This is a genomic window from Rhodoferax sp., from assembly GCF_037143375.1.
Lineage (GTDB): Bacteria > Pseudomonadota > Gammaproteobacteria > Burkholderiales > Burkholderiaceae_C > Rhodoferax.
Genome location: NZ_JBAWYV010000012.1, coordinates 1 through 11,752, shown reverse-complemented (window position 1 = coordinate 11,752; position 11,752 = coordinate 1). Strand labels below are relative to the sequence as shown.

Here is an 11,752-nt window from a genome sequence, read left to right as displayed (position 1 = left end):
TGCCGAATGAGAAATTTGGGCGAAAATAGCGGGTTCAGCCCTGTCCGCTTGACGGTGGGGATCCTCCCCCAATGTATGCGCGACTCATGTTCTCTGTCTTCAATAAAACTGCCAAAGCCCCCGAAGTGATTAAAACCCCCGCCAAAACTAACGAACCCCATCCGCTGGACGCGCTGACGGGCGGGGCATTTTCTGCCCATACCTCCACCGAGCGCACCGCGAAAATTCGCGAATGGCTGGTCACTGAGCCCACTGCCGACAACCTGCAGGCCGTGTTCAAGGAAATGGGTGGCAAAGACAAAGGCGCGGCCAAGTTGTTGCGCGAAAAGCTTGATGAGATTAAGCGCAGCAAGGGCCAGGAATCCATCGCCCAAGAGTGGGCCGACAAGGCCCAGGCTTTGCTGGCCGTGGGCAAGCTCAACATTGCCGATGCGATGGCTTGGCAGCGTGATGCCGCCAAAGCTGGCGCGCCCCTGAGCAAAGAGCCGCTCGCCACGCTGCGCGGCCAGCTCAGCGACCGGGTTAAGGTGATTGAAGACTTGCAACACCGGGTTCAAGTTCAGCGCGAAGCCGCTGTGTTGCTGGCCCAGCGCATTGAAGTGCTGTCCACCAAGTCCTGGCGCGATGCGCAGGCCGTGGTTGAAGCCCTGCACGCCGATGTCGACCACTGGCAGGCGCAAGCCACCGCCCTGCTGGGTGACGCCAATTGGGCCAGTGTTGATGCCAAATATCCGCCGCTGCTGGATGGTTCGCGTGCGCAGTTGCTGGTGGTGTGGGATGCTTTCAAAAGCGCATTGGGCCAAGCGGCGGCGGCTGCGGCAGACGCTGCGGCGCCCTTGCCCCCCGTGCCGGTGTGGGCTGATGAATTGCGCCTGGCGCGTGGCATTCCGCTGGAAGCGGTGGCCAAGCCCAAGAAAGCGCCGATTGATCCTGAAATCAAGGCCAAAGCCATTACCATCGTGCGTGAGGCGCTCACAAAACTAGAGCAAGAAGTTGGCGAAGGCCACGGCAAAGCCAGTGCCGGTGCTGCCAATGCCTTGCGCAATGCGCTCAAAGAATTCGGCAAAGTCATCGACGACAAACTCGAAAACCAGGCCCACGCGGCGCTGGCCGCTGCAGGTGAATTGGAAGGCTGGCAGCGCTGGCGTGCCGACCAGTTGCGCGAAGAACTCGTCGCCAAGGCCGAAGGCTTGCTCAAGCGCCCTGAAGGTCAGGCCATGGGCGGCCGCAAACTGCAAGAAAGCCTGCGCACCCTGCGTGACCAGTGGAAACAAACCGACCAGGGCGGTGTGCCCAACCACGGTTTGTGGAAACGCTTTGACGACGCCTGCAACGAAGCCCACAAAGTGGTCGAAGTCTGGCTTGAAAAAGTCAAGGCCGAGTCGGCTGAGCACCGTGCCCAACGTCTGGCCTTGATAGAAGAAGTCAACGCCTGGGCTACCGCCAACACCACTGCGCTGGACAACGACTGGAAGGGTTTCAACCGCATCCTGCATCAGTTTGGTGACCGCTGGCGCGAAGGCGGCCATGTCGGCGAAAAAGCCTTTGCCGAATTGCAACCGCTCTTTAAAGCCGCCATCAACAACGCAGCTGCCCCACTTGAAGCCCTGCAAAAAATCAGCCTCGCCACGCGACAGGCCCTGATCGAAGAAGCCAAAGTGTTGGGCGCCCAGCCTGAGTTGCGCATCGATGCCGTCAAGGCTTTGCAGCACCGCTGGCAAGCCGAAACCCACGTCGTGCCGATGGACCGCCGCCAGGAACAAAAGCTCTGGGACGCGTTTCGCAAACCGATCGACGAAGCCTTCAACCGCAAGACTGTGGAACGCGAAAAAGCCGATGCCGCCTTGGGTGAACGTGACCGCACCGTGCTGGATGCTGCCAAGGCGCTCGAAGCCGCCAATGCCGCTGGTGATGCCCAAGGCATTCGCAGCGCCATGAATGCCCTTGAAGCAGCCTTGCGTGGCCAGGCCCAGGCCAAAGCTGCGGTGCAAGTGGTTAGTTCTGAGGTGAATCCGCTTGTAGCCCCCGTTGAATCTGCGCAAGATGCTACTGAAACTGTAGCAACTTCAGAGCCAGCCGATGCCGCTGAAGAAGGCGCTGCGGCCGAGTCGGCCGCACCGGTGGAGCCAGTGGTCGCGCCCAAGCCCGCCCCCAAGCCGGTGATCGCCGTTCGCGGTGATGACCGTCCGGGCATGAAAAAGACCGAACCCGTCGTCATGGGACGCGGTGGCAAGTTTGGTGACCGCAAAGACGGTGGCCGTGATGGCGGCCGTGACAGCAACCGTGGCCCTCGCGAAGGCGGCTTTGCCGGTCGTCCGGATGACCGCGGCCCCCGTCGCGACAGCCGTGATGCACCGTCGGCCCCTTGGTCCGATGCACCGCGTTTGGGCGACACCGCTTTCCGTGCCCAGCGTGATGCGCTGGAGCATGCCCAGTTTGCCCTTCGCAAGTTGGCCGCTCAAGCCCACGGTGAGTCCTTGATCCAGTTGATGGCCGCTTGGGAGCATCGTGATGCCGCCCAGGTGCCTTCGGCGCAAGAGTTGGGCAGCCGTGTGACGCCTGTCACCCGCAGCGCCTGGACCAAAGCACTGGCCCAAGCGCCAGCCGGTGATGCCAATATCGCCTTGTTGCGTCTGGAAATGGCGTCTGAAGTGCCAACACCTGCCGAGCACATCAATGCCCGTCGCGCCCTGCAATTGCAGTTGCTGACCAAGCGCAACGATCCGCCACCGGCACAAACATGGGGCCAGGACGCTGCCACCGTGTTGGCCAGTGGCTTTGATGCCAGCCTGGCACGCCGTGTGCAGAATGTGTTGAAGGCTTTGCTGAAGCCTTGAACCACAGCAGGGCGGCCGCCATAAGCTGCCCTGCTATTCCATTTCCAAATCAATCCGATATGTTGTTGCTTCGCCTTGCCGTACGTCCGTACTGTCTGCGGCTTCGCGCCTAATGTCGTATCGATCTGGAAACGGAATTAGCCCGTTCGTTTGAAGGGGGTTGCCCGGTTGGGCGCTCGCGAACTTTAGACCGGTAAGCGTTGAATCTGGCAGCCCATCCGGGCGCACGTCGTCAAGCGTAAAACTTCCAGTCGCGGTGGTGTGGCTGTGGCATCCCAGTCGCTCAGCACGAGGCGGCGCAATGGCGTGGATGAATCTTGGTTCAAATCATGGTCACCCGGTTGGTGGGTGTGGCCGTGAATTAATGTGTTGGCTTGGGCGGAGTTCAGCCAGTCGCGAGCGGCTTGGCTATCGACGTCCGCATACACCGCGCCACTGTGTTTGCGGTTTTCGCTCTGATCCCGCAGCGCGCGCGCAATGTGTTGGCGTTCTGCCAAGGGCTTGGCCAAAAAAGCCTGCTGCCATGGAGCGCTACGCACCTGCGATCGAAAGTCCATGTAATCAGTGTCTGCAAGGCACAGTGCATCGCCATGCGAAAGCAGCCAGCGTTGGCCGCCAAAATCCAATGGGGTGGGGTCGTTGAGTAGCGTCATGCCGCAAGAGGCTGCAAAGGCCGGACCGAGCAGGAAGTCGCGGTTGCCATGCATGAAGAAAATAGACAGTCGCTTTGCTGCGGACTTTAAAGCGTGGCCGCAGCGTGCTTCAAAGTCAGCCAATGGCTTTGATTCGGCCGATAGACCTTCAATGCTGTCATCACCGACCCAGACTTCAAACAAGTCGCCCAAAATAAAAACGGCATCGGCCGGTGTGGTCTGCAGGTAGTTTTGCCACGCAATGAAGGTGGCGGCCTCGCTGGCCTGCAGGTGCAGGTCGGAGATGAAATCAATCTGGCGCCACTGTGGTGGCGCTTGCAGTACCGGCCCGGTCAGCGCACCCGGGTGCGCCATGATCGGCGGTACTGCCGGTGTCATGTCAGAGGGCCACGGCCTTTTCCATGATCACGTCTTCCACGGGCACGTCATCGTGGTAGCCCTTGCGGCTGGTTTTGACGGCTTTGATCTTGTCGACCACTTCTTTGCCCGACACCACTTTGCCAAACACGGCATAGCCCCAGCCTTGGGCTGAAATGGCGGTGTGGTTCAAAAAGGTGTTGTCAGCCACGTTGATGAAAAACTGCGCGGTGGCCGAGTGCGGGTCGCCCGTGCGGGCCATGGCCACGGTGTAGTTCAGGTTTTTCAGGCCGTTGTTGGCTTCGTTGTTGATGGGGGAATCGCCCTTTTTCTCTTTCATGCCGGGCTCCATGCCGCCGCCTTGGACCATGAAACCGGGAATGATGCGGTGAAAAATGGTGTTGTTGTAGTGGCCTTTGTTCACGTAGCTCAAGAAGTTGGCTACCGTGTTGGGGGCTTTCTCTTGGTCGAGTTCAAGCGTGATGACGCCGTAATCGGCAATGTGGAGTTCGACTTGGGGGTTGCTCATGATTTATTTCACCAGGGTTGCAGAGTTGATAAGAACAGGGGTTTTGGGGACATCGGTTGGGAAGGGGCCGCCAGCACCCGTGGGGGTGGTCCTGATTTTCTGGACGATGTCCATGCCGCCCACGACCTTGCCAAAGACGGTGTAGCCAGGTTGCTGAACGCTGGGGTCCAGAAACGAGTTGTCTTTGACGTTGATGAAGAACTGTGCCGTGGCAGAGTTGGGGTCATTGGTGCGGGCCATGGCCAGCGTGCCTTCGACGTTTTTCGGGCCGCCCTTGGCCAAGGCTTCACGGCCTTCGTGCACGACCGGGGCGCGGGTTTTCTTCTCGGCGTATTTGGCGTCATAGCCACCGCCTTGAATCATGAAGTTGCCAATCACGCGGTGAAAGATGGTGCCGTCGTAGTGCTTGTCTTTAACGTACTGTAAAAAGTTCTCAACCGTCTTGGGGGCCTTGTCGGGATAAACCTCGACGGTGAAGTCGCCCGCCGTGGTGGCAAATTTCACCCTGGGTGCATCTTCAGCATGTACCGTGCTTGCTACTGAAAACATAGCTGCTAGCGCAAGTGCAACGGGGGCTAGAGCCGAAAAACGTGTAAATTTCATCCAATAACTCCTTCAAAAAATATTTTCCATCGACTACCTTGTCGGCCCCAGTACTGGCGCTTGGTAGGGCCAGTGACGGTTCCGACTGCCACTTCACCAAAGGTAACGATCATGGTGTCGTTGGCATCCGTCCATCGTAACAACGAAAGATCTTTAAGCTGGATAGCGCGCCCACGCCCCTTGGTGAGTTCGGTGCGCAAGGTTGGCGTCCACTCGGTCAGCGTTTGCCCGTTGTTGTTGAAGTCGGGGCTGTAAAAACTGAGTACCCGGTCCACATTTCCGCTGGATTTGGCGGTTTGCCATGCGTTTAAAGCATCTTCAAACGCTTTGCTTTCTGAACGGACTACCTTTTGCGTGATCCAGTTTAGTTGCTGTGAGATGACCACGGGTGTGGTACGGACTTCGACGGTGCGAATAATCTGGTCAAGGTCCGGGTTAGCCAAAACGACACAGCCGTCCGTGGCTTGCGGTGGGCGTGAAAACTGGCCGGGCGGTGTGCCGTGCAGCCAGATGCCTTTGCCAGTCTTGCCGCGCTTGCTGTCCAGAACGTTGGGATAGTTGAGAGGAAGTGCACCCGATCCGTAAAAATTTTTCAGGGATTTCGGATCCAGGTTACTGGTGATGAAATACACCCCCATGGGGGTGCGCAAATCACCCTCAATATTTTTTTCCAACCCTGACTTGCCGACTGAAATGTAGAAGTCAGCCACCAGCGTCAGACCGGTGGCCCGGTTTTCAAACAGGTACAGCCGCGAGCGGGATGCATCAATGGCAATGGCGTGTTTGTTGCGAGGAGAGAGTGCCAGAAATTGCGAAGGGACTGAGCCCTGAGGCGGGCGTTCGCGAAGCGCTTTCAGCCGCATCTGGGACTCGTCGCGCAGTTCGGCCAAGGCCGGGGCGGCGTCCTTGAGCAGGTTTGGCGGAACGTCCCCCAAGATATGGACCGGCCGGACCCGTGCGGAAAGAAGGTCGCCGTAAACCAATTGGGCCAACTGGAAGTTGGGATAGTCGCGCACCAGGTTTTCAGCCTTGGCAAGGGCATCGCGCCCCTGTGATTGCGCCAATAATTTGTAGACCTCAATCAAGCGCGCTTCAGCCAAACCCGCATCAACCACTTTTTTGGGTTTGACGATTGATTTGGATGCGGCTTTATGCTTTTGTTTTTGAGCGGCAAACACCGTTCCATTCGAAGCCAGCAAGGCGACGAACAAGGCTGAAAAAATAATGAAATGCCGCTTCATATGGGCATCAGGCGATCAATGAATACAGAACGGTCTTCTGTGACCCGCAAACGATCATCAGTTACCCGTGGATTCCTTGACGATCAGCCAACGGTCACCAGTTTTGATGAGGTCAAGCGTTTTCCGGCTGGAAACAGCCAATTCATTGGCGCGATAGTCTTGCTTAAATTTGGCGACCGCTTTGTTGGCACTGACCGTGACAGTCAAGTGTTCCAGCTTGACGCTGATGCTGGATTTGCCAACGATCCGGCTGCGGCGTTCGTGCTCCCAAGTGCTGCGCGATTGTTTGCCGGGCGGATCAAATTCTTTGCCGTAGGCGCCGAGGTAGGCGGCCATGTCTTTGGTAGCCCAGGCTTTGGCCCAAGCTTCAACGGCCATTTCGACTTCTTTTACGGAACTGTCAATGGCTGCCGGTTTGGCAGATACGACCACAGGCGCAGCGACGGCGGGTGGCTTGGCGGCGACCACGGGTGGCGCTGCCGGAACGACAGGTGCGATCACCGGGGCGGGCGCAGCGACAGGTGCCGCAGGCTTGGTAACCACCACAGGCGGCGCAGGTATTGGTTTTGTTTGGGCTACGGGCTGCGATGGAACAGTGGGTGCAGCGACGGATTGACTCTTGAGGTTGGGTTTGAAAACCTCTTTGATCAGCGCTAATTTTGGTGGCACGGCGGCATTGGCGCCATCAAGCTGCAGAGCCTTGTTATAGGCTTGACTGGCGAGCCGGGCGTAGACATCACCCAGGTTTTCGTGGGCAGTGGCATAGCTGGGGTTGGTGCGAATTGCCATCTCGAGGGCGGCTCGCGCTTTGTCAAATTGGCTTTGCCCGGCGTAAAGCACCGCCAGGTTGTTATAGGGCTCGGGCAATTCGGGGTAGTCTTCAGTGAGCTTGGTGAAGGTCGCAATGGCTTCAGCTTGTTTGCCCGAGTTGCGTTGAATGACACCCTTCAGGAATCGCATTTGTGGGTCGCGTGGCTTGGCGGAGAGAAATACGTCGGCCTTGATCGTGGCTTCGTTCATCTTGCCGGCGCGCAGCAATTGACTGACATCGTCATAGTCATCGGCGTGGGCAGACAGGGTGGCGCAGGCCGCCACCACGGTCAGAAGGCGAAGGGTGGAATAAATGGCAGATCGGGTGTGCTTCATGAAGCCTTTTGATTTGTACAGGGTGACAAACAGCAGCAGCAGGCTGACTGGCAGGGCTATATACTGGGTTTAATTGTAGCGTAGGGGGTGTTTTCAACGCCCTCGCAATTACCCACTTACCTCAAGCTTTGCCGAGATTTTCTTCCGGTTCAACAACCTGACGACAACATTAATTACACCCATGAGTTTGCGCATTTACAACACGCTGTCGCGTGCACTTGAAACTTTTTCACCGATTGAACCGGGCCATGTGCGGATGTACGTCTGCGGCATGACCGTTTATGACCTGTGCCATTTGGGGCATGCTCGTTCGATGGTCGCCTTTGATGTGGTGCAGCGCTGGTTCAAGGCCAGCGGCATGCAGGTGACCTACGTGCGCAACGTTACCGATATTGATGACAAAATCATTCGACGTGCCCTTGAAAATGGCGAGACCATTCGTTCTTTGACGGACCGTATGGTGGATGCTTTGCACCAGGACGCTGATGCACTCGGCATTGAACGCCCCAATTTTGAGCCCCGGGCGACCGAGTTTGTGCCACAAATGTTGAGTCTGATTGGCCGCTTGGCTGATAAAGGTCTGGCCTACCAGTCGCCCAATGGCGATGTCAACTATGCCGTGCGCAAGTTTCAGGGCTATGGCAAGCTCAGTGGCAAATCACTTGATGAGTTGCGGGCCGGCGAGCGTGTCGCCGTTTTGGATGGCAAAGATGACCCGCTGGATTTCGTGCTTTGGAAAACAGCCAAGCCCAGCGAACCGGAAGATGCCAAGTGGGACAGTGTGTACGGCCAAGGTCGGCCTGGCTGGCACATTGAGTGCTCGGCCATGTGCGGTCAGATGCTGGGTGATACCTTTGATATACACGGAGGTGGCGCTGATTTGCAGTTCCCACACCATGAAAACGAAATAGCCCAAAGTGAAGGTGCCACCGGCAAGCCCTTGGCAAACATCTGGATGCACAACGGATTTGTGACTCGCGACAACGAAAAAATGTCCAAGAGTCTGGGCAATTTCTTCACTATTCGCGACATCCTGGCCCAGTATGACGCCGAGACCACCCGCTTTTTCATCATCCGGGCGCATTACCGCAGTGCCCTGAATCACAGCGACGCACATTTGGACGATGCCCGCAATTCCCTCAAACGCTTGTACAACGTGTTGGCGCTGGTGGCGCCTGCTGATGTAAATATTGATTGGTCGCAGCCGTTTGCCACACGCTTCAAAGCGGCCATGGACGAAGACTTTGGCACGCCCGAGGCCGTTGCGGTGCTGTTTGAGTTGGCGACCGAAGTCAATAGGACGCAATCGGCTGAGTTGGCCGGACTGCTGAAGTCATTAGGGGCTTGCCTTGGTTTGCTGCAAAGCGACCCCAAGAAGTTTTTGCAAGCGGGCGCGACCCTGGATGAAGCTGCCATCAGCGCCTTGATCGCTCAACGTGCCGCCGCCAAAGCGGGCAAGGACTTTGCTCAGGCAGATCGGATTCGTCAGGAATTATTGGCCAAGGGAATAGTTTTGAAAGATTCGCCAACGGGCACCAGTTGGGAGGTCGTAGCGTGATATTTTTAAATATCAAATTGGCCTATAGCCCCCGTGCTTAGTGCGATGATAGATACTAAAAGAATAGCATCTGAGCTGGCCACTCCCCTCTATTGGGAAGATGCCTGCAAACACTTGATGAAAAAAGATCGGGTGATGAAGCGGCTGATTCCTCAGTTTGGTGACGCCTGCTTACAAACTCGCGGCGATGCTTTCGTCACGCTGGCGCGCAGCATTGTGGGTCAGCAAATCTCCGTCAAGGCCGCTCAGACGGTGTGGGATCGCTTTGCGCTCCTTCCCCCCAAAGTGACAGCCGGCAATGTCCTCAAACTCAAGGTCGACGACATGCGGGCCGCGGGGTTAAGTGTGCGCAAGGTCGAATATCTGGTTGATCTGGCACTTCACTTTGACAATGGCGCTGTGCATGTCAAGGCTTGGGAGATCATGGACGACGAAGCTATCATCGACGAATTGACTGACATTCGGGGCATTGGACGCTGGACCGCCGAGATGTTTTTGATCTTTCATCTGATGCGTCCCAATATTTTGCCGCTGGACGATGTCGGGCTGATCAACGGCATTAGCAAGAGTTATTTTTCGGGCGAAGTGGTCAGTCGCAGTGATGCAAGAGAAGTGGCCGCTGCCTGGGCTCCCTATTGCAGTGTGGCAACTTGGTATATTTGGCGCTCGTTGGATCCACTGCCGGTGGAATATTAATGGAACCGGGATGTTGGAAGTTGACCTTGCGGGACAAACCGCTTCGAAGGATTTATGGCTAAAAAAACATTTCTAGACTTTGAGCAACCGATTGCTGATCTCGAAAACAAAATTGAAGAACTGCGCTATGTGCAGACCGAGTCGGCCGTCGATATTTCGGCTGAAATTGACCAGTTGGCCAAGAAAAGTCAGCAGCTCACCAAAGATATCTACAGCGACCTGACGCCTTGGCAAATTACCAAGATTGCCCGTCATGCCGAGCGGCCCTACACGCTGGATTACATCAACGAGATATTCACCCATTTTGTCGAGCTGCATGGCGACCGGCATTTCGCGGACGACCTGAGCATCGTGGGTGGCCTGGCACGTTTCAATGGCACGCCTTGTATGGTGCTGGGCCAGCAAAAAGGACGCGACACCAAAGAGCGTGGCCTGCGTAACTTTGGCATGAGCAAGCCTGAGGGTTATCGCAAAGCCTTGCGCCTCATGAAAACTGCCGAGAAATTCAAGCTGCCGGTGTTCACGTTTGTTGACACGCCCGGCGCTTACCCCGGCATTGATGCCGAAGAACGCGGTCAGTCCGAGGCGATTGGGCGCAATATTTTCGAGATGGCGCAACTGGAAGTGCCCATCATCACGACCATCATTGGCGAGGGTGGTTCAGGCGGTGCCTTGGCGATTTCGATTGGTGACCAAGTGCTGATGCTCCAGTATTCGATTTATTCGGTGATCAGCCCTGAAGGGTGTGCCTCGATTCTCTGGAAAACATCTGACAAGGCGCAGGAAGCCGCTGATGCGCTTGGCATCACGGCGCATCGCCTGAAGGCACTGGGCGTGATTGACAAGATCGTTAACGAACCGGTCGGCGGCGCTCACCGTGACCACAAACAGATGGCCGCTTTCTTGAAGCGTGCCCTGAATGACGCTTTCCGTCAGGTCAGCGATCTGAAGACGAAAGAACTGCTGGACCGTCGTTACGACCGCCTGCAAAGCTATGGCCGTTTCACAGACACCAAGGCCGCGACCAAGTAATTTGCCCTCGTTTGGCGTTCGGGAAATGGGTCAATGACCACGACGCTGGCTCACGCCATCGCCCATTTTTCACCGGAATTGCCGCTCACCGTGGCGTTCAGTGGCGGAGCCGATTCCACGGCCTTGTTGCTGGCCTGCGCCGAGAAGTGGCCAGGCCAGGTCCAGGCCCTTCATGTTCACCATGGTTTGCAGGCTGCTGCGGATGATTTTGAGCGCCACTGCCGGGCTTTTTGCGAACGCTTGAAAGTGCTCTTGGTGGTCCGAAAAGTGGATGGACGTCATGCCCCAGGTCAAAGCCCGGAAGATGCCGCCCGCCGTGCACGTTATAAGGCTTTTGAGGCTCTAGCCCCCGCTGAATATGCGCAGATAGCTATTAAAACAATAGCTGTCGCGCAGCACGCTGATGATCAGGTTGAAACACTGTTGCTGGCTTTGAGTCGAGGCAGCGGTTTGCCGGGTTTGAGTGCCATGCCTGCCACCTGGCAGCGCTCTGGTATCACTTACCATCGCCCCCTCCTGACCGTGCGTGCCTCAGACATCCGGGCCTGGTTGCTCAACCGCGGTGTGGGCTTTATTGAAGACCCCACCAACGTGGATGAACAATTCACCCGCAACCGTATTCGAGCCCGTTTGTTGCCTGCCTTGGAATCGGCGTTTCCACAGTTTCGCGATACCTTTGCCCGCAGTTCTGCGCATGCAGCTCAAGCGCAGTTGGTGTTGCATGAAGTGGCGCTCGAAGATTTGGAGACGCTGGGTTTGCCGCCCGCCATCAAATCCCTCCAGCGTTTGAGTCGACCACGGCAAGCCAATGTGTTGCGGTACTGGCTCAAATCGACCTACGGGGCCATCCCCAGCGCTGCGCAATTGGCGGAGTTGCTGGACCAGATAGACGCCTGCACCACGCGTGGCCACAAGATTTGCATCAAGGTGGGTGCTGGATTCTGCGAGCGTCGGGGGCCTGAGTTGCATTGGTACAATCCTTCGGTTTTGAGCTAAAAAATACCACCAATGTCATTGATCGTTCACAAATATGGCGGCACATCGATGGGTTCAACCGAACGCATCCGCAATGTCGCCAAGCGCGTCGCCAAATGGGCACG

10 protein-coding genes are annotated in these 11,752 nt (G+C 56.9%); 5 read left to right on the top strand and 5 right to left on the bottom strand.

Features of this window, described 5'->3' with window-relative positions; genetic code table 11:
• Nucleotides 1–86 precede the first annotated feature (86 nt).
• Nucleotides 87–2,837 carry a DUF349 domain-containing protein gene (locus tag WCG50_RS03535; RefSeq protein WP_336898190.1) on the top strand — a complete coding sequence of 917 codons (2,751 nt, stop codon included), beginning with the start codon at nucleotides 87–89 and terminating at the stop codon, nucleotides 2,835–2,837.
• 185 nt (nucleotides 2,838–3,022) lie between these two features.
• Here WCG50_RS03535 and WCG50_RS03530 read toward each other — a convergent pair whose 3' ends face one another.
• Genes WCG50_RS03530 through WCG50_RS03510 form a run of 5 tightly spaced genes read right to left on the bottom strand, consistent with a single transcriptional unit; the run spans nucleotide 3,023 to nucleotide 7,366 of the window.
• Nucleotides 3,023–3,868, bottom strand: a complete 846-nt coding sequence (locus tag WCG50_RS03530) for a UDP-2,3-diacylglucosamine diphosphatase (RefSeq protein WP_336898189.1) — start codon at nucleotides 3,866–3,868, stop codon at nucleotides 3,023–3,025.
• Nucleotide 3,869: 1 nt separating this feature from the next.
• Nucleotides 3,870–4,376, bottom strand: coding sequence for a peptidylprolyl isomerase (locus WCG50_RS03525; RefSeq protein ID WP_336898188.1), 507 nt, complete (start codon nucleotides 4,374–4,376; stop codon nucleotides 3,870–3,872).
• A gap of 3 nt (nucleotides 4,377–4,379) precedes the next feature.
• Entirely contained in the window at nucleotides 4,380–4,925 is a 546-nt protein-coding gene (locus WCG50_RS03520) for a peptidylprolyl isomerase (protein ID WP_336898222.1), read from the bottom strand.
• Between the two features lie 50 nt (nucleotides 4,926–4,975).
• On the bottom strand, nucleotides 4,976–6,220 hold the full coding sequence (locus WCG50_RS03515) for a L,D-transpeptidase family protein (RefSeq protein ID WP_336898187.1): 1,245 nt from the start codon (nucleotides 6,218–6,220) through the stop codon (nucleotides 4,976–4,978).
• 57 nt (nucleotides 6,221–6,277) lie between these two features.
• On the bottom strand, nucleotides 6,278–7,366 hold the full coding sequence (locus tag WCG50_RS03510; RefSeq protein ID WP_336898186.1) for a tetratricopeptide repeat protein: 1,089 nt from the start codon (nucleotides 7,364–7,366) through the stop codon (nucleotides 6,278–6,280).
• A gap of 181 nt (nucleotides 7,367–7,547) precedes the next feature.
• On the opposite strand from WCG50_RS03510, the gene cysS reads away from it, so the two are divergent.
• The 4 genes from cysS to tilS are packed head-to-tail and all read left to right on the top strand — an operon-like array spanning nucleotide 7,548 to nucleotide 11,648.
• Nucleotides 7,548–8,924, top strand: a complete 1,377-nt coding sequence (cysS, locus tag WCG50_RS03505; RefSeq protein WP_336898185.1) for a cysteine--tRNA ligase — start codon at nucleotides 7,548–7,550, stop codon at nucleotides 8,922–8,924.
• A 45-nt stretch (nucleotides 8,925–8,969) separates the two neighbouring features.
• Nucleotides 8,970–9,620 carry a DNA-3-methyladenine glycosylase 2 family protein gene (locus WCG50_RS03500; RefSeq protein WP_336898184.1) on the top strand — a complete coding sequence of 217 codons (651 nt, stop codon included), beginning with the start codon at nucleotides 8,970–8,972 and terminating at the stop codon, nucleotides 9,618–9,620.
• A gap of 54 nt (nucleotides 9,621–9,674) precedes the next feature.
• On the top strand, nucleotides 9,675–10,652 hold the full coding sequence (locus tag WCG50_RS03495; protein WP_336898183.1) for an acetyl-CoA carboxylase carboxyltransferase subunit alpha: 978 nt from the start codon (nucleotides 9,675–9,677) through the stop codon (nucleotides 10,650–10,652).
• 33 nt (nucleotides 10,653–10,685) lie between these two features.
• Nucleotides 10,686–11,648, top strand: coding sequence for a tRNA lysidine(34) synthetase TilS (gene tilS, locus WCG50_RS03490; protein WP_336898182.1), 963 nt, complete (start codon nucleotides 10,686–10,688; stop codon nucleotides 11,646–11,648).
• Nucleotides 11,649–11,752: the final 104 nt, after the last annotated feature.